The 21,937-nt window shown below is 64.0% G+C and carries 17 protein-coding genes; 10 read left to right on the forward strand and 7 right to left on the reverse strand.

Annotation, left to right across the window (positions count from 1 at the left end; translation table 11 throughout):
* The first annotated feature begins 10 nt into the window (after positions 1 to 10).
* The 8 genes from rfbB to G3M57_RS01090 all read left to right on the forward strand — a co-directional run bounded on the left by rfbB (position 11) and on the right by G3M57_RS01090 (position 8,481).
* Positions 11 to 1,063: a dTDP-glucose 4,6-dehydratase gene (gene rfbB, locus G3M57_RS01055; protein WP_163228426.1), complete on the forward strand. Its 1,053-nt coding sequence runs from the start codon at positions 11 to 13 to the stop codon at positions 1,061 to 1,063.
* The gene (gene rfbD, locus G3M57_RS01060; protein ID WP_163228427.1) at positions 1,056 to 1,958 is read left to right on the forward strand and encodes a dTDP-4-dehydrorhamnose reductase; all 903 of its coding nucleotides are present in this window, start codon (positions 1,056 to 1,058) and stop codon (positions 1,956 to 1,958) included. Before rfbB ends, rfbD begins: the two co-directional genes overlap by 8 nt.
* Positions 1,955 to 2,842 carry a glucose-1-phosphate thymidylyltransferase RfbA gene (rfbA, locus tag G3M57_RS01065; RefSeq protein WP_163228428.1) on the forward strand — a complete coding sequence of 296 codons (888 nt, stop codon included), beginning with the start codon at positions 1,955 to 1,957 and terminating at the stop codon, positions 2,840 to 2,842. Before rfbD ends, rfbA begins: the two co-directional genes overlap by 4 nt.
* On the forward strand, positions 2,839 to 3,960 hold the full coding sequence (locus G3M57_RS01070; protein WP_056762168.1) for a DUF1972 domain-containing protein: 1,122 nt from the start codon (positions 2,839 to 2,841) through the stop codon (positions 3,958 to 3,960). Before rfbA ends, G3M57_RS01070 begins: the two co-directional genes overlap by 4 nt.
* Positions 3,957 to 5,012, forward strand: coding sequence for a glycosyltransferase family 4 protein (locus tag G3M57_RS01075; protein ID WP_163228429.1), 1,056 nt, complete (start codon positions 3,957 to 3,959; stop codon positions 5,010 to 5,012). Before G3M57_RS01070 ends, G3M57_RS01075 begins: the two co-directional genes overlap by 4 nt.
* Before the next feature lies 1 nt (position 5,013).
* Positions 5,014 to 6,081, forward strand: coding sequence for an acyltransferase family protein (locus G3M57_RS01080; RefSeq protein ID WP_163228430.1), 1,068 nt, complete (start codon positions 5,014 to 5,016; stop codon positions 6,079 to 6,081).
* A 219-nt stretch (positions 6,082 to 6,300) separates the two neighbouring features.
* The gene (locus tag G3M57_RS01085; RefSeq protein ID WP_230983743.1) at positions 6,301 to 6,657 is read left to right on the forward strand and encodes a serine O-acetyltransferase; all 357 of its coding nucleotides are present in this window, start codon (positions 6,301 to 6,303) and stop codon (positions 6,655 to 6,657) included.
* A 78-nt stretch (positions 6,658 to 6,735) separates the two neighbouring features.
* Complete coding sequence (locus G3M57_RS01090) at positions 6,736 to 8,481, forward strand: hypothetical protein (protein WP_163228432.1); 1,746 nt, start codon at positions 6,736 to 6,738, stop codon at positions 8,479 to 8,481.
* 18 nt (positions 8,482 to 8,499) lie between these two features.
* Here G3M57_RS01090 and G3M57_RS01095 read toward each other — a convergent pair whose 3' ends face one another.
* From G3M57_RS01095 to G3M57_RS01125, 7 genes are all read right to left on the reverse strand, one after another.
* Complete coding sequence (locus tag G3M57_RS01095) at positions 8,500 to 9,642, reverse strand: hypothetical protein (RefSeq protein WP_163228433.1); 1,143 nt, start codon at positions 9,640 to 9,642, stop codon at positions 8,500 to 8,502.
* 246 nt (positions 9,643 to 9,888) lie between these two features.
* Positions 9,889 to 11,310 carry a polysaccharide biosynthesis protein gene (locus G3M57_RS01100; protein ID WP_163228434.1) on the reverse strand — a complete coding sequence of 474 codons (1,422 nt, stop codon included), beginning with the start codon at positions 11,308 to 11,310 and terminating at the stop codon, positions 9,889 to 9,891.
* A gap of 115 nt (positions 11,311 to 11,425) precedes the next feature.
* Positions 11,426 to 12,415, reverse strand: coding sequence for an NAD-dependent epimerase/dehydratase family protein (locus G3M57_RS01105; protein ID WP_163233620.1), 990 nt, complete (start codon positions 12,413 to 12,415; stop codon positions 11,426 to 11,428).
* Entirely contained in the window at positions 12,412 to 13,719 is a 1,308-nt protein-coding gene (locus G3M57_RS01110; RefSeq protein ID WP_163228435.1) for a UDP-glucose dehydrogenase family protein, read from the reverse strand. The genes G3M57_RS01105 and G3M57_RS01110 overlap by 4 nt, the downstream gene beginning before the upstream one ends.
* Positions 13,720 to 14,011: 292 nt before the next feature.
* Positions 14,012 to 15,094: an acyltransferase family protein gene (locus G3M57_RS01115; RefSeq protein WP_163228436.1), complete on the reverse strand. Its 1,083-nt coding sequence runs from the start codon at positions 15,092 to 15,094 to the stop codon at positions 14,012 to 14,014.
* A gap of 235 nt (positions 15,095 to 15,329) precedes the next feature.
* Positions 15,330 to 16,985, reverse strand: a complete 1,656-nt coding sequence (locus G3M57_RS01120; RefSeq protein WP_163228437.1) for a lysine--tRNA ligase — start codon at positions 16,983 to 16,985, stop codon at positions 15,330 to 15,332.
* A 196-nt stretch (positions 16,986 to 17,181) separates the two neighbouring features.
* Positions 17,182 to 19,302, reverse strand: a complete 2,121-nt coding sequence (locus tag G3M57_RS01125) for an ATP-binding protein (RefSeq protein WP_163228438.1) — start codon at positions 19,300 to 19,302, stop codon at positions 17,182 to 17,184.
* A 511-nt stretch (positions 19,303 to 19,813) separates the two neighbouring features.
* On the opposite strand from G3M57_RS01125, the gene kduI reads away from it, so the two are divergent.
* Together kduI and G3M57_RS01135 are read left to right on the forward strand one after the other, a co-directional pair.
* Positions 19,814 to 20,665: a 5-dehydro-4-deoxy-D-glucuronate isomerase gene (gene kduI, locus G3M57_RS01130; RefSeq protein WP_163228439.1), complete on the forward strand. Its 852-nt coding sequence runs from the start codon at positions 19,814 to 19,816 to the stop codon at positions 20,663 to 20,665.
* A gap of 68 nt (positions 20,666 to 20,733) precedes the next feature.
* Positions 20,734 to 21,930 carry a glycoside hydrolase family 88/105 protein gene (locus G3M57_RS01135; RefSeq protein WP_163228440.1) on the forward strand — a complete coding sequence of 399 codons (1,197 nt, stop codon included), beginning with the start codon at positions 20,734 to 20,736 and terminating at the stop codon, positions 21,928 to 21,930.
* Positions 21,931 to 21,937: the final 7 nt, after the last annotated feature.

The following is a 21,937-nucleotide window of genomic DNA, read 5'->3' on the forward strand; positions in this document are numbered from 1 at the left end:
AGACTGGTAGTTGCGCATTCTAATTACCGGCGGCGCCGGCTTCATCGGTTCCGCCTTGGTGCGGCGGCTGATCGCGAGCAGCGATCATGAGGTCCTCGTCTTCGACAAGCTGACCTATGCGGGCGTGCTGGAGTCGTTGGACCCCGTCGCGGACAGTCCACGGTACCGCTTCGTCCAGGCCGACATCGCCGACTCGGACGCGGTCGCGGCGGCGCTGGCCTCGTTCCGCCCGCAGGTGATCGCCCACCTAGCGGCCGAAAGTCACGTCGATCGATCGATCGATGGGCCGGGCGATTTCATTCACACCAATATCGTCGGCACCTTCACCCTGCTTCAGCAGGCGCTCCACTATTGGAGCGGGCTGGAGGGCGACGAAAAGGCCGCGTTCCGCTTCCATCATATTTCGACGGACGAGGTCTTCGGGTCGCTTGGCGAAGAAGGCTACTTCACCGAAACCACGCCCTACGATCCGCGATCGCCCTATTCGGCGTCGAAGGCTTCGTCGGACCATCTGGTCCGCGCGTGGGGCCACACCTACGGTCTGCCGGTGCTGGTCACCAACTGCTCCAACAACTACGGCCCGTACCATTTCCCGGAAAAGCTGATCCCGCTGGTGATCATCAAGGCTTTGGCCGGCGAGCCCCTGCCGGTCTATGGTGACGGCTCCAACGTGCGCGACTGGCTCTTCGTCGAGGATCACGCGGCGGCGCTGCAGGCCGTCTTCGAGCAGGGGGAGCCGCTGGAGACCTACAACATCGGCGGAAACTCCGAGCGCAAGAACCTGGACGTGGTCAAGGCGATCACTAGCACGCTGGATCGCCTGTCGCCCCGCGCCGACGGCAAGTCCTATGCCGATCAGATCACCTTCGTGAAGGACCGGCCCGGCCACGATCAGCGCTACGCCATCGATGCGAGCAAGATCCGGCGCGAACTGGACTGGACGCCCTCGGTGACCTTCGAGCAGGGCATCGAGCGGACGGTTGCCTGGTATCTGGCCAACCGTCCCTGGTGGCAGGCCATTCTCGACAAGCGGGACGCCACGGCCCGACGCGGCCATGGGTGAGCCCATCGCGATCTTGGTGACGGGCGGGGCCGGTCAGGTCGGCGCCGAGCTGCAGGCCTATGCCTGGCCTGCTGGCGTGAAGGTGCTTGCGCCCGCCCGGTCAGAGCTCGACCTGACGGACGCGGCCAGCGTCGCGGCCTGGTTTTCCGCCAATCCCGTGGCGGCCGTGATCAACCCGGCCGCCTATACCGCCGTCGACCGGGCCGAGACGGAAATCGGCGCCGCCTTCGCCGCCAACGCCCTCGCGCCCGCCCTGCTGGCCGAGGCGACCAAGGCGGCGGGCGTTCCGCTGGTGCATGTGTCGACAGACTATGTCTTCGATGGCCAGGGCGACGAGTTCAACGCCGAGGAAGCTCCCGTGGCGCCCTTGGGCGTCTATGGGGCCAGCAAGCTGGCGGGCGAGTTGGCCGTGCGTTCGGGCAATCCTCGCTCGGTCGTGGTTCGGACGGCTTGGGTGCTGAGCGTCCATCGCGCCAACTTCCTCAAGACGATGCTGCGCCTGGCCGGGGATCGGGACCGGGTCTCGGTCGTGGCGGACCAGTTCGGCTGTCCGACCTCCGCTCGCGATATCGCCCACACGCTGGCGACGATCACCTTGAGAATGATGGCCGATCCGACCGCGCCGACCGGCGTCTATCATTTCGTGAACGCCGGCGAGACAAGCTGGAGCGGCCTGGCCCAGGAAATCTTCGCCCAAAGCGCCCGCCATGGCGGCGCCTTCGCCGAGGTGACGCCGATCACTACGGCCGACTATCCGACGCCGGCCCGGCGGCCGGCCAATTCCCGACTTTCCACCGCGAAGATCACGGCCGACTACGGCGTCACACCCCGCCCCTGGCGGGACGCCGTCGCCGAGATCGTCGAGGAACTTTCGAACAGGAGCGTTGCGCCATGAAGGGCATCATACTTGCCGGAGGTTCGGGCACGCGTCTGCACCCCATGACCCAGGTCACGTCCAAGCAGCTGATGCCTGTGTACGACAAGCCGATGATCTACTATCCGCTGTCCACGCTGATGCTGGCGGGGATCCGCGAGATTCTGATCATCTCGACGCCGCGCGACACGCCCTCCTTCCAGGCGCTGCTCGGCGACGGGTCGCAATGGGGCTGCAGCATCGAGTACGCCGTGCAGCCCAATCCGGAGGGCCTGGCCCAGGCCTATATCATTGGCGCGGACTTCGTGGCGGGCTCGCCCTCGGCCCTGATCCTGGGCGACAACATCTTCTACGGCCACGGCTCCACCGACCTGTTCAACAGCGCGTCGGCCCGCGGCGCCGGCGCCACGGTGTTCGCCTATCACGTCACCGATCCCGAGCGTTACGGCGTGGTCGCCTTCGACGAGAAGATGCGCGCCCTGTCGATCGAAGAGAAACCAGCCAAGCCGCAGTCCAACTGGGCGGTCACCGGCCTCTATTTCTACGACGCCGACGTGGTGGACATCGCCGCCAACCTCAAGCCGTCCCCGCGCGGCGAACTGGAGATCACCGACGTCAACCGCACCTATCTGGAGCGCGGCAAACTGTCGGTGGAGATCATGGGCCGCGGCTACGCCTGGCTCGACACCGGCACGCCGGACAGCCTGATCGAGGCGGCCGAGTTCGTGCGGACCCTCGAGAAGCGCCAGGGCTTCAAGATCGCCTGTCCAGAGGAGATCGCGTTTGTGAAGAACTTCATCGACGCCCGGCAGCTGGAGAAGCTGGCCGACAACCTGGGCAAGTCGACCTACGGGCAATATCTGCGCAATGTCTTGCGTCTGCATGGCGGATACACGCCGGCATGACCAAGGTTCGCAAGCTTTCCATCCTGGGCACCCGTGGCGTCCCCGCCGGCCATGGCGGCTTCGAGACGTTCGCCGAGCACTTCGCCTTGCACATGGTCGCCAAGGGCTGGGACGTGACGGTCTATTGCCAAGCCGACGACGGCCCGCCCGGACCCGTCATCGACGAGTGGCGAGGGGTGCGTCGCGTGACCTATGTCGCCGACTCCGGCGCGACGGGAACGATGAAATTCGACTGGATGTGCGTGATGCACGCCATGCGGTCCGAAGGCGTGATGCTGGTGCTGGGGTACAACACCGCAGTGTTCAGCGCATTGTTGCGTTTGAGCGGCCATCCTGTGCTGACCAACATGGACGGCATCGAATGGAAGCGCGCCAAGTGGCCATGGCATGGCCGGATCTGGCTCTATCTGAACGAATGGATCGGAGCGCTCACCTCCACCAAGCTCATCGCCGACCATCCGGAGATCGAGCGTCACCTGGCGCGACGGCGTAGCAAGCGCGACATCGTCATGATCCCCTATGGGGCCGATGCGGTGACCGAGGCTTCCGAGGAGCCGATCAAGGCGCGCGGCCTCAACCCCGGCCGCTATCTGATCTCGATCGGCCGGATCGAGCCCGAGAACAACATCCTGCCCATGATTGAAGCCTTCGCGGCCCGCGAGCGTGAGCTGCAGTTCGTCTGCCTGGGCAAGCTCGAGCCCGAGAAGAACCCCTACCACGCCGCGGTCCTCAAGGCCGGCGAGGGCCGGGTGCTGTTCCCGGGCGCGATCTACGACGCTGCGGTGGTGCGGGCGTTGCGGTTCCACGCCGCCGCCTACTGTCACGGCCACAGTGTCGGCGGCACCAATCCTTCGCTCGTCGAGGCGCTGGGCGCGGGCAACGCGATCGTCGGCCATGACAATCCGTACAACCGGTGGGTCGCCGGCCCCGACCAGTGGTACTTCCCCGACAAGGACGCCTGCGCCCGCTGTTTCGACGAGATCGAGGCTGGCGGCGAGCGCCTCCAGCAGGCTCGGGCCGCCGCGCGCCATCGTTTCGAAACGGCCTTCCTTTGGTCGGATATCCTGTCGGAGTATGAGGCTTTGTGCCTCGCCGCCATCGACCAGAAATCTGTATGAGCCCCTCGATCCGTCGCCTGGGCGCTGCAAGAAAGGGATCCTGTTTGTCTACGCTGCGCGTGCTGCACATCACCAACGCCTTCCCCTATGCGGAGGTCCCGGAATACGGCGTCTTCGTGAAGGAGCAGATCGATTCTCTCGACCGCGCGGGTGTGGAGACAAAGGTTCTGTTCATGAACGGGCGCCGCGACGGCAAGAGCGCCTATACCAAAGGCGTGAGCGACATCCGCAAGGCGGCGGCGAACTACGATATCCTGCACTGCCACCATCTCTACTCAGGCTTCGCCACGGCCTTGGCCTTCACGGGTAAACCCGTCGTGCTCTCGTTTCTCAATGACTGGTTGCACGAGATGGATGGCGTGCGGTCGGAGTTGGCCCGCAAGCTGGGATGCGGGTTCGGCGTGCGCTGGGCCGACAAGGTAATCTTCAAGAGTCCAGTCCCGTCGGTCCTGGGCTCCAGCGACCGGTTCGTGAACCTGCCGAATGGCGTCAACGCTGATCAATTTCACATCGTACCTCGTGAAGAGGCGCGCGCGCGGCTGGGCTTGGATCCGGCCGCCTTCTATGTGCTGTTCGTCAGCTCCAAGGACAAGAACCGGGCGCAAAAGCGCTACGATCGTTTCGCGGCGACAATGGATATCGTTCGCCAAGCCAACCCTGGCCGAAAGGTCGAGGAACTGGTGCTGGTCAACCAGCCGCGCGAGCGGGTGCTGGACTTTTTCAACTCGGCCGATCTGCATCTGATGTCGTCCGACTTCGAGGGTTCGCCGAACTCGGTCAAGGAAGCGCTATGCTGCGGCGTGCCGGTGGTCACCACCGAGGTGGGTAACGTCGTCGAGATGCTGCAAGATGTGCCCAACGCCCATGTCTCGCCTTCGTTCGAGCCTAAAGCGCTGGCCGAGTTGGTGCAGAAGGTCATCATGGCGGACATCGATCGTCAGGCAATCCGCGACGGATTTCTCGCCAAGGGGCTTAGCCAAGAGGCGATCGCGCAAAAACTGATCTCGCTCTATCAGGAGACTATTTTGCGTAAGCGAAAGAATGGAAAGTAATATGTCTGACGCTGGGTCAAGCAGGCAATTTAATCTTATCCAGGTGCTTCGCTTCATAGCGGCTGCCATGGTGCTTGTTTTGCACTCGTCATTCTATACTTCTGAACGCCTCGTTAAGGGCTCTGCTGTCTGGCACGAAGGGCGTTATGGCGTCGACATCTTCTTTGTGATCAGCGGCTTCGTGATGATGCTTTCAGCCGAAGCCCTGGTTTCCAAACCGGATGGCTGGCGGACCTTCCTCACCCGGCGATTCATTCGGATATTCCCGCTTTACTGGGTTGCGACGACGATCAACTTGGCCGTCTTGCTGGTGATGCCGGTCGTTGTCCTTCATTCCCAATTCGACCTCTGGGAAATCGTCTCGTCTTATTTCTTGATCCCTCATCGCGACGCCAAAGGCGTGATCGAGCCCCTGCTCGGTGTGGGCTGGACGCTGATGTTCGAGATGATGTTCTACTACTGCTTCGCCATCTGTTTGAAATTCAAGCTCTCGCCGCTGAAAACGATCGTCCCGATTTTCGTCGTCCTGGGAACCTTGTCGTTCTTCAAGACGCCTGCATGGCCGACTATCGCCTTTTTCTGCAATGTCCATGTTCTGGCCTTCTGCACCGGCATGTTCCTGGCGAAATACGTGCGACTGGTTCCCGCCGGGCTGAAGTGGGGACTGCCGTTCGCCTTTGTCGGATTCCTCGTCCTCGTGACGCCGGCTTTGAGCTCCGTACCCGTCGTGTCTCCGCTAGTCATGGTTCTGGCTTCGACCTTGGTTGTCGCCGCCGCGATCAGTTTGGAGCCACGGTTGGGTCGTCTCGCGCCCGCCTCGCTCCTGACTTTGGGCGCGGCGTCGTACGCGCTCTATCTCTTCCACCCGCTGATCGCGCCGGCCGTCCCGATGGTCTTGAAGAAGCTTTCGATCCATTCGGCGCCGCTTTCGATTCTGCTGTGTGTCTGCGTGGCGATTCCGGTCGGTCTGCTCGTGCACTTTGGGGTGGAGCGCCCGATCGACGCCGGCATTCGGCGTTGGACAGGTCGGCGTCCGAAGAAGGTCGAGGAAGTTCAGGCCCCCGCCTGAAGCCTTGGCGCGGCTCTGCACGACAATTTGACAGGAGGCACGAGCTTGCCGGGAATGGTTGATGGCGCGAGGAGCGCGTGGGCGGCGGATCTGATCGCCAATTCAAGACGTCCCGGATTGGCGGGCTCCATTGCCGGTTGGCTGTTATCCCCGGGCCAGAAGGCCGTCACGATATATCGTTGGAGTCGCGCTGTCGCTCGGCATGGAGTTCCTGGGAAGTTGCTTTCCAAGTTGCTCTGGCGATGGAACGTGAGGACGACGGGCTGCTATCTGTCGCCGCTCGCCGACATCGCACACGGGCTGGCGATGCCGCACGCAGTCGGCGTGGTCGTGGGCGAGGGCGTCACCATCGGCAAGAACGTCACCCTCTATCAGCACGTCACGCTGGGCCGCTCGAGAAGCGACCAACCCGCTTATCCGAAGATCGGCGACAACGTGATCGTCTACGCCGGCGCGATTGTCGCGGGCGGGGTGACGGTCGGCGATGGCGCGGTCATCGGCGCCAATGCCGTGGTCATCCGGGATGTTCCCGCCGGGGCGAAGGCGGTCGGCAATCCGGCCAGGCTTTTGTCCTGAGGACGGCGCCGCGCCTCCGTGGCTGGTCGTGCGTTCTAAGGACCATGGTCGATTGGTTTGATCGGTTGGAGTGAGTTCATGACGCCAGGCAAATCATTCACGCGACGGGGGGTGATCGGCATATTGAGCGTTGGCTCAGCGGCCTCGTCGGTGGGAGCGGCCAGCGCACAGAGCGCCCTGGCCGCGCTTGCTCCCAGCGGACCGGGCGGCGACGATGCGGCTTTCGAGAAGGCGCTGACTTCAACGGGCACGCTCAGCCTGCAACCGGGCCAGACCTATACGATCACCCGCACGATCGTCCTGCCGCCCAAGGCGATCATCGAAGGCAACGGCGCGACCATCGAGACGCGCTTCGGCGACGATCACAATCGTCCGCTATTCTCGAACAACAAGACGAACGATCAATCGACCAACGTCCGCGCCGCGAACTTCAATGTGGTTGGAAATTGCGTCGTCTTCGACATGCGATTCACCAAGGATCGCCCCAGCGCGGGGCTCGCGTTCGTGATCGACAATGTTTCGTTCAATACCAACGACGGTCAACGGCGGGCCGGAACCTCGTTCCTTGTTTGCGACCAGGTGGATTTCTCCACGGTATCCAACGTCAGGATCGTGAACTGTGACCTAGGCTTGCAGATCGGGGCCGCGGCGGGCCGCCGACCGTGCACGCAACTCCTGCTGCAACAGGTCATGATAAGCCAGGTGAACAGCGCCGGCCGATTCCAGGGCGTCGACAAGATGGTTCTCCAGAACGTCGACGCGATGAAGTGCAATTCGGGTTTCTCATTCGAAGGCGACAACCAGCGGACCACCGTCGTGGACGGCCATGTCGAAGGCATCGCCGCTACGGCGGCCTACGCCGCGCCCTCCGCGCGCGTCAACCCCAAGGCCGCCGGATGTGGCTACTATATTCGGGACAATAGCCGGGCCGAGATCGTCTTCGACCATTGCTCGGTGATCGACCTCGGGGGGCAGAACGGCTCGGCCGTCGCGGGCGTCTACATCGGCGAATGCACCTATCCCGCGCTGCAGTCGATCGCTTTTCAGCGCTGCACCTTTCCGAAGAAGATGGCGGATTCGACCACATATCGGCCGGTCGTCAATCGCGGCAAGTTCACGTGGGAGGGCGAGTGGCCCTATACAACCGAGCCCAGCCTGTCGGCTAACGGGTTCCACTACATAGACATGGTCATCCGCGACGAGGTGAGCAACATCCCGCCGTCGGACAACCTGCTGATGGGGCAGGGCGTGGTCAGCCTTCTCAGCCCCATCACCAAGACGGGAGCCATGCCCACCATAACGGAAGTTGGCGACGACGGGCAGGAGCACTCCGGCTGGACCGTGTCGTTCAACTCCGTCTATGAATTGGCCCAGATCGTGAAGATTCCAGCCGGCTGGAACACGATCGACGTGTCGGGCTACGGGCTGGCGGGCAGCCCTATTCTGTACGTCCAGCGCCTGGACGGCGATGGTCCGAGGGACTTCGTTCGGGTGCAGTTCAACGGCGATGGCCGGGAGCGCCGGTGGAGGATCTCGTTCTGGAACCCGATCGCCGGCCAGGGCGTCAAGGTCGGCTTCACCAACCAGCGCGCCCAACCCGGCGCCGATCGATTCTACATGAGCGAGATGGCGCTCTATCGAGGCTTCGCGCTGGAGAATATCCCTCGGCGGGCGGTGGAGACGGTCGCCGTCCTGCCCAGGCCGTCTGCTCGATGGGTCGGCCGGCAGGTGCTGCTACGCGAGGCGGGCAAGCCTGATCAGGTGTACATCTGCACGGAAACGAACCCCGGCGCGGCGGTCTGGCGCGTCAACGCCAGACCATAGGACAGCCGGCAAGCGGCCCTATGGCCGCCGCGGTGTGGCGCGTTGCGTCGCGAGGTGACGGGCGCGGCTGCCATAGCCGAGCGCGAGCGCCATGAAGAAGATCAGCAATTCATTGGTGAATGGAGCCGATGCAGTCGACACCACGAATACGAGCACCACGATCGCGAGGCTGAAGCGTTGCAGGGGGTCCCCTTGCGACGAGCGGGCCGGCTTGGTCACTAGCCGTTGAACAAACAGCAGCAGGAAGCCGGCATAGAGAACAAACCCGATCCAACCGCCTTCGCCAACGATCTTGGGCCAGAACACGTCCTGGAGATAGCCTGAATACTCTCGGCTGCCGCCGTACAGCGTGTTGATGCCGTAGGCGTAGTATACCTCGCTGTAGCCGCCCTGGTACGATGGCGCACTACCGAAGGTGCCCCCTCCGGAACCCAGAGGGAAATGCTGGTTGGCGATCAGCCAGGAGGCCTCGGTCATGCCTGCTCGAACGTTGGGGATGGCGTGGCCCCCGACGAACATGCTGGCGTGATTCAAAATCGCGGCGCCGAAGCCGGTCGTGAAGAGCACCACGGTCGCCGCCGCGGCGATTGAAAGCCCGATCAGCGCTGTGCCCAGATGTCCACCGCGCTTGGCCTTTCCCGAGATGAGAATCAGGCCGATACCGAGGCCGACAATTTCCTTGATGGACACGGTCAGGAGGACGGCCACGGCGAACACGGCCGTGAGCGCGAGCAGCCGGACATTGTTCTTGATCTGAAACAGCGTGTACGCGCCGAAAGCGGCGATGCAGTAGAGCCAGGCCAATTCCGTGTGGTGATGGAACAAGCCGCGGGGTAGGGGCAGGCTGCTCTTGTGAAGTAAGACGTCGCCATGAAGGTCGACGCCGCGGACCAGATCCAGGACGACGAAAGGCAGATTGATGATGCCGATGCCGATCATCGCCAGGAACAGCGTGCGGAACATGTCCACCGGTCGATCCAGGCGGTTCATGACCGCGCAAAGGCCGAGCACGAAAATGAAAAGTTTCGTGTCCAGTACGGTCGCGATGATAGCCGCCTTCGGCTGCTCGACGCCGCCGTAGGTCGATTGAATGCCGCCGATGATGAGAAGCGCGGCGTAGCCGGTGAACAGGACTGCAGGAACCCAGCCACGGGGGGTCACTGCATAGTATAGTGCCAGTGGGAGTAGAATGACGGCGGTAGCTTCGTCAAGATAAGACGGGGCGTAATTTCGTGATATCAGGAGAAGAACGTAGTGCAAAACGACGTATATGGCGAAAGCCGCCGTTGCGATGATGTCAACGCGAAGCGTTGGCCCCTTATAGTTCGCGCCGGGCTGAACTTGAGCTGGTCTATCGGTCATGAAGCCTCAATTTTCCCAGATCGAACACTTGCATGATTGCTGACGTCACCGACCTGCGAACTTCGCCACAAGCTTGCGAACGTCGCAGGCGTTCAAACCATAGAATACGACGAGATAGGTCAATCCGCAGGCGGCCAACTTCGCCAAAAGCCCGACGAGCGTGTGGGGCCAGATCGGGAGAAAGCCAACAACGGCCATGCCGACACAAGCCGCGCCGATCTTGGCGAAATTGGCCCAGGGCCAGATTCCGGCGGCCTCTTTGCGGAGCATGACCAGAGCCGTGCCCAGGCCCGCCAGGGTGCTCAGCACATAGGACAACGACAAGGTGGTCAGGTTGACCGCATGCAGCATGGGCAGGCCGAAGGCCGCGATCAGCAACGCGGCGATCGAAGCAATCGAGCCCCACAGGGCGCCGGACGATTTGCCGGCGGCGTAGAACAACGGATCGACGGCGAAGGCGCGGAAATAAAGCAGGGCCGAGGCCAGGATGCCGAAGCCGATTCCCGCCGCGTAGCTGGCATGATAGCTCCCAGGCACGGCCAGGGTGATAAAGATGTCCTGCAGGAGGTAGAAGCCGACAGCTGTAGGCCCCAGGAGAGCGGCGATCCAGCTGACGTGGCTGCGTGACTTCTGGCGGGCTTCGACGTCTGATCCGAAGTCCTTGGCCTTGAAAAGGTCCTGGGTGAGAATGACGTTGGCGGCCAGGCCGACGACGGCGACCGCCTTCTGCGACATATCCACCGCCAGCAAGAAGCCTCCGGATTCGGCCAGGCCCATGTAGGAGACCGCCGTCGAGCGCATGGCGGTGGGCAGTAGCGACGAAATGATCGTCGTCCCGGCCGCCATGCCGCCGTAGGCCAGCAGGAACCGGGCCTGGGTCCAATCGACGCTCATGCCGCCCTTGCTGCTGCCCCAGCCCTTGCGGACCACCATCGCCGCTGTCGGATAGGATAGCGCCAGAGCGATCAGGGCCAGGTGCCCCTTCTTTGTGATCCAGGCGGCGATGCAGAAGAACAGGAGGCTCAGGGACGTGCGCAGGATCAGCGAAAGTGAGAAGCTGACATTGGCGAAGGTCGCGCGGGAGACGGCCTGGTTGGCGTCGAAGACCGCCTGCATGATCGCATATAGGGCGATGACCGCGATATAGATCGCCCAGGACAGTTGGAGGGACAGGGCGCCAGCGATGACCCCCACAGCCAGAAGAAGCAGCGCCAGGGCGATGTAGATCGTCCTCATCACCCGCCGGCGGATAGCGGATAGCGCCACGTCCGAGCTGTAGCCGTAGCGGAGCAGCGACAGCCGCAGCCATTCGAAGGCGATGCTTACGGTCAGCTGGCCAAGGCCCAGCGTCAGGGTGAAGGCCGCGTATTCAGCCGGCGGCAGGATTCGCGGAGCCAGCAGGCTCAGCGCCAGCGCCGCGATGTTGGACAGCAGCAGAGCGCCGGGGAGGAGCGCGGCCTTCTTCATTGGCGTTTGGCACCCATAGCGCAGACAAATCTTGGGGATCGACGGTCGTCTGTGGCCTAACGCCATCCTGGCGGCGCATCTGGTGCGCGCCAGAATGGCGAGTCTTTCGTTCGGGCTAGCCGTAGAACTCTTGGTGCCAGCGGACGAAGTTCTCCAGCCCCTGCTTCAGCTTCACCTTCGGCTTGTAGCCCGTGAGGGCGTTGAGCTTGGCGATGTCAGCATAGGTGCAGGTGACGTCGCCCGGTTGCATGGGGCGCATGATCTTGACCGCCTCGCGGCCCAGCGCCGTCTCCAGCGTCGAAATCATCTCCATCAGGCCTACGGGGTCGTTGTCGCCGATGTTGTAGATCTCGTGCCGACCCTGGGCCGGCGGGTGGTCCAGGACGCCGACGACGCCGTCGACGATGTCGTCGATATAGGTGAAGTCGCGGGCCATCTTGCCCTCGCCGTACACTTCGATCGACTGGCCGTTCAGGATTTTCTGGGTGAAGCCGAAATAGGCCATGTCGGGGCGACCCCATGGGCCGTAGACGGTGAAGAACCGCAAGGCCGACATCGGAAAACCGTAGAGCTTGGCGTAGCTGATGCTCATCAGCTCGTCAGCACGCTTGGTGGCGGCGTACAGCGACACCGGCGCGTCGACAGGATCCGTTTCCTTGAAGCCGGCCCCTTCGCCGCCGTCCAGCGACTGAGGCCGATCGCCGTAGACACTGCTCGACGAGGCGTACACCAGATGTACGGCTTCCACCCGACGCGCGGCTTCCAGAACCGACAGGTGGCCGGCCAGATTCGAGCGTTGATAGGCGAACGGGTTCTCGATCGAATAGCGCACGCCGGCCTGGGCGGCCAGGTGCACGATCCGCTTGGCGTCGCTGTCGCGCACCAGGGTCTCGAAGGCGGCGGCGTCGGCGACGTCCATACGGACCATCGTGAAGCCAGGCCGCCCCTCCAAGCGCGCCGCGCGGGCGGCTTTGAGAGCCGGGTCGTAATAGTCGTTGAAGACATCGACGCCGATCACCGTCTCACCACGATCGAGCAGGCGCTCGGCCACGTGCATGCCGATGAAGCCCGCGGCTCCCGTGACGATCACCGCGGTCATGCTCAGCCCCGGCCGATCGAGGCGTAGGTGAAGCCGGCGCGCACCATTTCAGCGGGCTTGTAGACGTTGCGCAGGTCGACCACGACGGGCGTCTTCAGCAGGCCCTTGATGCGGTCCAGGTCCAGGGCGCGGAACTGGTCCCACTCGGTGAGCAGCAGCAGGACGTCGGCGCCGTCGGCGACCTCGTAAGGGCCGTTCTTGAACGTCACGCCCGGCAGCAGCTTCTCGGCCTCATGACGGCCTTCCGGATCGAAGGCCTGAACCGCGGCGCCCATGGCGAGCAGAGCCGGCAGGATGTCCAGGCTGGGCGCATCGCGCATGTCGTCGGTGTTGGGCTTGAAGGTCACGCCGAGCACACCGACCGTCTTGCCAGCCAGGTCCTCCAGGCCCATGGCCGCGGCCACCTTGTCGGCCATGGCCTTCTTGCGGGCGTCGTTGACCGCCACCGTGGTCTCGATCAGCCGGGTAGGCGCGCCATAGTCGTTGGCGGTGCGCACGAGCGCGATCGTATCCTTGGGGAAGCACGAGCCGCCATAGCCGGGCCCGGCGTTGAGGAACTTCGACCCGATCCGCTTGTCCAGACCGATGCCTTTGGCCACCTGCTGGACGTCCGCGCCGACCTTTTCGCACAGGTCGGCCATCTCGTTGATGAAGGTGATCTTCATCGCCAGGAAGGCGTTGGCGGCGTATTTGATCAGTTCGCTGGTGCGGCGTCCGGTGAAGACGATCGGCGTTTCGTTCAGGCTCAAGGGGCGGTAGAGTTCGCGCATTACCGCCTGGGCGCGTTCGTCCTCGGTGCCGACCACCACGCGATCGGGTCGCTTGAAGTCTTCGATCGCCGCGCCTTCCCGCAGGAATTCCGGGTTGGAGACTACGGCGAACTGGGCGTCGGGGCGGACCCGCTTGATGATCGCCTCGACCTCGTCGCCCGTACCCACCGGCACGGTCGACTTGGTGACGACCACGGTGAAGTCTTCGATCAGGCCGGCGATTTCCTCGGCGGCGGCGTAGACGTAGCTGAGGTCGGCGTGACCGTCGCCGCGCCGGGTCGGTGTCCCCACGGCGATGAACACCGCGTCGGCGGCCTTGATGGCCTCGGCGCCGTCGAGGGTGAAGAACAGGCGCCCTTCGCGCACGTTGCGCGCCACCAGATCGTCCAGGCCGGGCTCGAAAATCGGGATCTCACCGCGTTCGAGGCGCTCGATCTTGCTCGGATCCTTGTCGATGCAGGTCACGACGTGACCGAAGTCAGCGAAGCAGGCCCCAGACACCAGGCCCACATAACCGGTGCCAATCATCGCAACGCGCATGAAGTCCCCATTTGCAAAAGCCGCCCAAATTGGCAGCACAAAAAGTGAGCCTCGCTACCACTGGGTTAGGGTATTGGGCAACCAATTCTCTGAACTTTTTCCCAGAATATTTCGATGATCGCAGATTGCGACATTTGGGAACGAAATTGTGACGAAAACGGGCTCCCAAACGGGCGCGACTGGATTTCGTTCCCAAGTTATCAAAGTAAAGCGAAGCTTATTTCATCTTCGCGGATAGGCGAAATGACCGCCTCTCGACCTCAAGGAGAGGCCAGGGCGCGCATTGTATCGTTTAGGCTCTGCTTTCGGCGGGCAGGGCGACTGGTGCGCTCTTAGAGCGTTTGCGCAGAAAATCCGTCAGCGGACGTTCCAGCATCGTGTGGATGATCACCGCCATGATCGGGCTGAGCACAAGGCACAGCGCCACGCCCAGTGACGGCACGAACGCGCCCTTCAGGTGAAGCTTGGCAAGCGCCACGCCTACCAGCGGCACCAGGAAGGGGTGGAAGAGATACAAGGCATATGATGCATCGCCCTGCTTGATCATCCACTTGGGGATGCACTTGCCCAGCACGCCTTCCAGCTGAATCACCGACCCGACAATCAGCGCGGCGGGAATGCCCCAAAAGAAGGGACGCCACCGGCCGTGATTGTCCAGCGTCAGGATGGCGACCACGCCAATCACTAACACGAGGGCGGCCAGCCAGGGTTTCATTCGTACCTTGGGCAGGTACTGGGCGATCAACATGCCGAAGATAAATTCCAGGATGATCGCGCGAGTGAACGACAGGATGGCGGGGGCGTCCGGAGGGAGGGCGCTGCCTATCAAGGCCAGGGTCCCAAACGCCAGCCCGCAAAGCACCAGCGGATTCTTGCGCACGAAGAGCGCCAGGGCCACCAACGCGTAGAAGAACATCTCAAAGCACAACGTCCAGCCCACGGTCAGGACGGGCAGAATTTCACCTTCGCCGTTGCGGGCGGGGATGAACAGATAGGAGCTGAGGATGTGCCCGGGCCGCAGCTGGGTGTGCAGGGCCAGGGCGGGCAAGGCCAACACCATGGCGATCTTAAGCGTGGTCGCGATCCAGTACATCGGCACGACGCGGATTATGCGGCGAACGAGAAACTCACGGGCCGCATTGGCCTTGGCTGTCATCGAGCCGGCCGAGACCGCCATCACGAAGCCGCTGATCACGAAAAAGATGTCAACTCCGGCGGTGCCGTTCGGCCAGAAGTGCCCAGCGCCCAGGCCCATCAGGCGTTCGGCCACCATTTCGGTTGCGTGAGCGGACACGACCAGAAGGGCGGCGATAAAACGCAGCGCCTGCAGCCCCATGAAGGTCTCGAACTTAGGACTGCTCGACATCTGCGGCATGAGTTCCTCGTTTGGAATAGCTCGGCGTCCTATCGCCATTTCAGGATCGGCTACAGGATTTCCGTGTCAGGTTCACGATCCGGCCCGCGCGACCCTAGGTCGGATATCGGGGGTGATCAAACGCGACCAGGCGGATCGCGCTCATCATCTGGATTCTGCTTGCTTCAGCGACACGGGATCATGGAAGCGTCCATGGCGGTCGACCTGAAACGATGGATTCTCATCAGATTGTCGCTCACGCCAGCTTTTCCTCGATCAGGGCCGTCGTCCTGTCCAGGCCGAAGATCGCCGCGAACGAACCGAAACGCGGCCCCTGGCTCTGGCCCAGCAGCACCTCGTACAGCGCCTGGAACCAGGCGCGCAGCGGGTCGAAGCCGTGGTCCTTGCCCACCGCGAACACCTCGTTCTGGATCAGCTCGGCGTCCTGGCAGCCGGCTGGCAGGGCTTTTAGGCGGGCCAGCAGGTCGAGGATCGCCGCGCGCTCCTTGTCGTCCGGAGCCCGGAACGCCTTCGTCGGCTTCACGAAGTCGTCGTAATAGTTGATCGCGTAGCCGGCCAGGCGGTCCAGCAGCGGCTGGCTCTCCGGCGTCGCGCCGGGAATGTAGCGCGACAGGAAGCCCCAGAGGATTTCCTTGTCCGAGGCGTTGGCGGCCGAGACCAGGTTCAGCATCAGGCTGAACGAGACCGGCGAGCCGTATTGCGGCGGGCGGCCCGAATGGACGTGCCAGACCGGATTGTCCAACTGCTTGGCCGCTTCCTGGCGCGGATAGGCGTCCAGCTGCTGGAGGTACTCGTCGGTCGCCTTGGGGATGACGTCGAAATAGAGCTTCTTGGCCGACTTGGGGCTCTGGAACATGTAGTAGGACAGGCTTTCGGGCGCGCCGTAGCGCAGCCAGTCCTCCATCGACAGGCCGTTGCCCTTGGACTTGGAGATCTTCTGCGAGTTCTCGTCCAGGAAGAGCTCGTAGTTGAAGCCTTCGGGCGCAACGCCGCCCAGCGCCTTGCAGATCTGGGCCGAGGCCTTGACCGAGTCGATCAGGTCCTTGCCGCTCATCTCGTAGTCGACGCCCAGGGCCGTCCAGCGCATGGCCCAGTCGGGCTTCCACTGCATCTTCACATGGCCGCCGGTCACCGGGACCTCGACCTTCGATCCGTCCTCGTCCTGGAAGACGATCGTGCCCTTCTCGATGTTGCGCTCCAGCGTTGGGACCTGCAGCACCTTGCCGGTCGAGGGGCTGATCGGCAGGAACGGCGAATAGGAGGCGCGTCGTTCCTCGCCCAGGGTCGGCAGCATGACCTTCTGAATGGCGTCGAAACGCTCAAGCGCCGTCAGCAGCGTTTCGTCGAACCGCCCGCCCTTGTAGCACTCGGTCGACGAGACGAACTCGTAGTCGAAGCCGAAGCCATCCAGGAACGCGCGCAGGCGGGCGTTGTTGTGGGCGCCGAAGCTGTCATGGGTGCCGAACGGGTCGCGGACCAGGGTCAGCGGCTTGCCCAGGTCCTCGATCAGCGGCTGCTTGTTCTCGATGTTGTCGGGAACCTTGCGCAGGCCGTCCATGTCGTCGCTGAAGGCGATCAACCGGGTGGGGATAGCGTCGTCGGTCAGGGCGCGGAAGGCGCTGCGCACCATGGTCGTGCGCGCCACCTCGCCGAAGGTGCCCAGGTGCGGCAGGCCCGAGGGGCCGTAGCCGGTCTCCAGGATCACCGGCCGGGCCAAGGGGGGGAAGGTCTTCACCGCCTCGTCGGCCTTGCCCGCATGGATCAGGACCGAGGCCAGGTCGCGTTCGGCGTCGGACAGACGCAGGCGCAGGATGCGGGCGAGCAGGGCGCGCGCCTGCTCGAACGGCCAGGATCGAGCGTCGCGGGCGAGGGGGGAGAGGCCTTCAAACATGGCGCGGGGTATAAGCGGTGTAGGCGGCCGAAGCTAGGTTTCCAGTGCGGTTCGGCGCCCGCTTTTAGTCCGAGGCCGCTGCGGCGCGCCTTCGGTCCGGGTCTTGAGCGCCGGGCCCTGATCATCGATGACGAACACCGCCGAAGTTTCGCCACCGAAGTTTGGCGCTACGCCATGGCGGTCTCCGGGCGCGACCTCAGGGGGAAGGCGAGGCTTGTGACCCCGCCAGCCTGGCGATCGTCTCGATGAGATCGCCGGCGAGGATCGGCTTGGTCAGGAAGGCGTCGGCCCCCGCGCCCAGGCCGGCGGTCTCGTGTTCCGGCAAGGCGTTGGCGGTCAACATCACGATCGGTGTCGCGACCGCGCCGACGTCGCGTTCGGCCGCGCGAATGTGGGTTATGGCTTCCAGGCCGCCCATATTGGGCATCTGCATGTCCATGAGCACCAGGTCGTAGCCGCCGGGGCGGAAGCGTGCGACCGCTTCCCGCCCGTCGACAGCCATGGTCAGATCCACGTCCAGGCCGTCGAGCATCAGGCTCACCACCCGGCGATTGATGTCGTGGTCTTCGGCCAACAGAATCCTCAGCGTTCGCCCTGCCGCCAGGGTCGGCTGCGCGAAATCCTGCAGCGGGAGAGCGTGATCATTTTCCGCCGCCACGGCCAGGGGCAGGCGCACGGTGAAGCGCGACCCTTCGCCAGGCGCCGAAGCCGCCTCGATCTCGCCGTTCATCAGGCGCGTCAGGGCCTGCGAAATCGACAGGCCAAGGCCCGTGCCGCCGAACCGTCGGGTGATCGAGCCGTCGGCCTGGGCGAAGCGCGCGAAGAGGCGCCGACCCGTCTCCGCGTCGAAACCGATCCCAGTGTCGGTGATCGTCAGACTCAGCGCCTGAGCCCCGTCGATTTCGGCCTCCGCGTCGACGCTCAGTTCGACCCGACCCCGATCGGTGAACTTGATGGCGTTCGAAATCAGGTTGCCGAGGATCTGCTTTAGGCGCGCGGCGTCGCCAATGTGTCGGTTGGCCACGGTCGGCGCAATCCGAAGCTCTAAGGCCAGGCCCTTCTCCTCGGCCTTGGCCCGAAACAGGTCGACAATGGCGCCGCAGGTGGCCCGAAGATCGAAGCTTTCGGCGTGAATGGCCAATTCCCCAGCCTCGACCCGGGCGAGATCCAAAACGTCGTTGAGCAAGACCTGCAAGGAATCGGCGCTGGTTTCGACAAGGTGGACCATGTCTCGCTGTCGCGGCCCCAGATCGGTCCGAGCCAGCGCTCCGACGACGCCGATGATGCCGTTCATTGGAGTTCGGATCTCATGGCTCATATTGGCCAGAAATTCCGATTTGGAGCGGCTGGCCGCTTCGGCCTTCTCTTTGGCCTTGCGTACCGCCGCATAGGCGCGCTCCAGCCGCTGGGCGCTGCGGTTGCGGACGCTGAGCGCGGCGGTGGCGGGGACGGCGGCGGCGAAGGCGGAGGCGATGAACAGCTGGATCATGAACTGTTGGCGATACGGATCCGCCGGGGCCATGAAGGCGACCGGCCCGTGTCCGTTGGCCGTCAGGGCCATGGCGATGACGCCGGCCGTCAGCACCGATGCGTAGACCCAGCCAGGCCCTGCGCGGAAGGCCGTCAGCACCAGGGCGGGCATGACCAGCGTCAGGGCGATGAACTGGTCGCTGATGAAGGCGACGACCGTCAGGATGACGGTGAGCGCCAGCAGCAGGAAGCGCTCGAGGCGCGGGGCCGCCGCCGCATGGAACAGGCGCTCTTGCTTGAACGGCAGCAGCGCCGCCGGCGTCGCGATCAGCAGCCCAAGGCCATCCTCCAGCGCCCATTGCAGCCAGGCGTGGGCAAAATCGGCCAACGAGCCGTCGAGCAGGCCAACCAGGATCTGACCGACCAGCGCTTCCAGCCCCGCCGCGACCGCGGCGATCAGGGTGAAGATGAACAGGCGCCGGGCGCGCGAGAGATCCAGCGCTGCTCCGCAGAAGCTACGCGTCAGCATCGCCCCGCCGAAAGCCAGCGCCTGGTTCAGGCTGCTGAACAACAACGCGTGCGTCAGGTCGATCCGGCCGATCCAGTTGTGGGTGATGTCCACTGCGAAACAGGCGAGGCAAAAGCCGAGTCCGAGCTGCGGCGACAGCACCAGGATCGCGGCCAGCAGGATGCCGTTGGACGGGAAGAAGGCGACGGCGTCGCTGATGTCGCGACAGAACAGCCAGATGCAGAGCTCGATGGCGACATAGGCCAGGAACAGCGCCGCCGCGGTCGGCAGGCCTCGCGGCGGATCGGCCGGCCGATAGAGGCGAAGGCGCACGGCCATGCGGAGGGCTCCTCTCGGCCCGAAGGCGCGGTTCTCCGGCCCCGTCTTATGCCGCAGGAGAGCGGCGGCAAGGTCAAGGAACGGTAAAACCCGGTGGCGCAGTTTGTCGCATCCCGCGCCGCGATCATCGAAGAGCGTGCGGTGTCTGGTCATTCCTCGATCCGCCAGAGGCGGTCGCGCGAGCGCTTTTCGAAATCGTGATCATCCAGCGGCGTCGGGTACTTTAACGGTCCAGCGACGCCCGTTTCAAATTAACAAGCAGAATACCGTAAATCGAAACGGTATTTGTTGCTCAGTTCGGCCCCTGCGGCGATAAATGAGTGCAAGTCGGCCATCAAATCCGGATCGTAAAATGGATGCGTTCCGATTTGTGGGCTTGCGTTTCAAAAATCTATTTGTCAGATAAATGCGGAAGCGGCGCATTTAAAGTGACGGGGGAGCCTGTGGACCACACTACGGCAGGCGCACCCCGCACCGACGGCCGGGCCAGTTGGGTCGGGGATTTCGGGCTTTGACGTACGACAAGGTTTTCTACGCCACCCATCCGGCGATGATGGCGGGCGCGAGCAATCAGGATCTTCGTGACCGGTATCTGATCGAAAGCCTGTTCGTCGACGGCGCCGTCAAGCTCAACTATCTGCATCAGGAACGGCTGGTCATCGGCGGCGCCGCGCCTCTCGATGCGGCGATCGCCCTGCCGGCCCAAGCCGAGCCGCCGTCGCAGGCAGGGCAACCGTTCCTGGCGGCGCGGGAGATGGGCGTCGTCAATGTCGGCCAGGGCGCTGGCCGGGTGACGGTGGACGGGCAGGTCTTCGTCCTTGAGCCGCTCGACGCCCTCTACATCACCCGCGGCGCCGTCGATGTCCGGTTCGAGAGCCTCGACCTAGAGGGTCCCGCCCGTTTCTACCTCGCCTCGACTCCGGCCCACGTCGCTTTCGAAACCAAAGGATTGTCGACGGCGGCGGCGATCCCCCTCGAACGCGGGGCGCGCGAGAGCGCCAACCATCGGATCATCTATCAGCTGGTGGTGCCCGGCGTCTGTGCTTCGGCCCAATTGCTGCTAGGTCTGACGATCCTGCAACCGGGCAGCGTCTGGAACACCATGCCGCCGCATCTGCACGACCGTCGTTCCGAGGCCTATTTCTACTTCCGTCTCGGCGCGGAGGAGCGGGCGCTCCATTTTATGGGCGAGCCTCAGGCCACGCGGCATCTGGTCGTCGCCAACGAGCAGGCGGTGATCTGCCCGCCCTGGTCAGTCCACAGCGGCGTCGGAACCGGCTGCTACGCCTTCATCTGGGCGATGGGCGGGGAAAACCTCGACTATGACGACATGAACGTGCTCGACATCTGCCAGCTGCAGTGACCCAGGCGCCTCGCGGCGGGACGAAACAACAAAGGAGCCGGGCGAACCCGGCTTGGACGGAGGAAGCGATGAAGTCTGTTTTTCGCGCGGCGGTCGGGGTCGCGGCCTTGCTGGCGACGTGCACACCGCTGGCCGCAACGGCCGCCCAGACGCCGCCGGCAGTCTCCCAGGCCGCGTCCGTTCCCTATGCCCGGGCCGACGTGCTGCGCCTGGCCGAGAAGGTCGCCGACTACCAGCTGGCCACCATGGCGGCCGGCTATATTCCGCCCAACACGTCGCGCGATACGGCTGACCTGAAGGGATGGGTGCAGGGCGCTCTGTTCGTCGGGCTGCGGGACTTGGCCGATCGGTCGGACAACCCCGCCTATCGCCAGGCGATCCTGGCGCGGGGCCTGGCCAACCAGTGGGAACTGGGCAAGCGCTTCTATCACGCTGACGACCACGTGATCGGTCAGGCCTATCTCTGGGCCTCGCGTCATGGCGGCGGCGACGCGGCGATCGGTCCGCTGCGCCAGCGGTTCGACGCCATCCTGGCCTATCCCCCCAAGGTCGGGCTGGAGCATGCCGAATATACCGACCCGCGCGGCGTCGACTGCAGCCAGCGCTGGTGCTGGAGCGACGCCCTGTTCATGGCGCCCGCGACCTGGTTCGAGCTGAGCACGGTCACCGGCGATCCGCGCTACGCGGCCTATGCCCGCAAGGAATTCGCGGCGGTGACAGACTTCCTCTACGACAAGGATGAGCATCTCTATTACCGGGACTCGCGGTTCTTCACCCGTCGCGGGTCGAACGGTGAGAAGGTGTTCTGGAGCCGGGGCGACGGCTGGGTGTTTGCGGGCTTGGCCCGTATCATCCCTCTGCTGCCGGCCGGCGATCCCGATCGCGCCCGCATGGAAGTGGTCTTCAAGGAGATGGCCGGCAAGCTGAAGACGATCCAGAAGCCAGACGGCTACTGGTCGCCGTCCCTGCTGTCCGATCCGGCCAAGTCGCCGCCGGAATCCAGCGGCACGGCCTTCTTCACCTATGGCATGGCCTGGGGCGTCAAGAGCGGGCTGCTCGACCGGGCCGGCTACGAGCCCGTGGCCCGCAAGGGGTGGGTGGCCCTGACGCGCGCGGTGCATCCGGACGGCAAGTTCGGCTACGTCCAGCCGGTCTCGGACCGCCCGGAGAGCGTCAGCTATGACGACACCCAGTTCTACGGCGTCGGCGCCTTCCTGCTGGCGGCGACGGCGATGGCCGATCTCGACCTCAAGCCGGCGCGATAGGGGCGAC

This window comes from Caulobacter rhizosphaerae, from assembly GCF_010977555.1.
Classification (GTDB): Bacteria; Pseudomonadota; Alphaproteobacteria; order Caulobacterales; family Caulobacteraceae; genus Caulobacter; species Caulobacter rhizosphaerae.

Coding starts and splice junctions, on each gene's coding strand:
- G3M57_RS01090 (WP_163228432.1), top strand. CDS start 6,736: ATGACGCCAGGCAAATCATTCACGCGACGGGGGGTGATCGGCATATTG.
- rfbA (WP_163228428.1), top strand. CDS start 1,955: ATGAAGGGCATCATACTTGCCGGAGGTTCGGGCACGCGTCTGCACCCC.
- G3M57_RS01100 (WP_163228434.1), bottom strand. CDS start 11,310: ATGAAGAAGGCCGCGCTCCTCCCCGGCGCTCTGCTGCTGTCCAACATC.
- G3M57_RS01110 (WP_163228435.1), bottom strand. CDS start 13,719: ATGCGCGTTGCGATGATTGGCACCGGTTATGTGGGCCTGGTGTCTGGG.
- G3M57_RS01080 (WP_163228430.1), top strand. CDS start 5,014: ATGTCTGACGCTGGGTCAAGCAGGCAATTTAATCTTATCCAGGTGCTT.
- G3M57_RS01075 (WP_163228429.1), top strand. CDS start 3,957: ATGAGCCCCTCGATCCGTCGCCTGGGCGCTGCAAGAAAGGGATCCTGT.
- rfbD (WP_163228427.1), top strand. CDS start 1,056: ATGGGTGAGCCCATCGCGATCTTGGTGACGGGCGGGGCCGGTCAGGTC.
- G3M57_RS01070 (WP_056762168.1), top strand. CDS start 2,839: ATGACCAAGGTTCGCAAGCTTTCCATCCTGGGCACCCGTGGCGTCCCC.
- G3M57_RS01120 (WP_163228437.1), bottom strand. CDS start 16,985: ATGTTTGAAGGCCTCTCCCCCCTCGCCCGCGACGCTCGATCCTGGCCG.
- G3M57_RS01125 (WP_163228438.1), bottom strand. CDS start 19,302: ATGGCCGTGCGCCTTCGCCTCTATCGGCCGGCCGATCCGCCGCGAGGC.
- G3M57_RS01115 (WP_163228436.1), bottom strand. CDS start 15,094: ATGCCGCAGATGTCGAGCAGTCCTAAGTTCGAGACCTTCATGGGGCTG.
- G3M57_RS01135 (WP_163228440.1), top strand. CDS start 20,734: ATGAAGTCTGTTTTTCGCGCGGCGGTCGGGGTCGCGGCCTTGCTGGCG.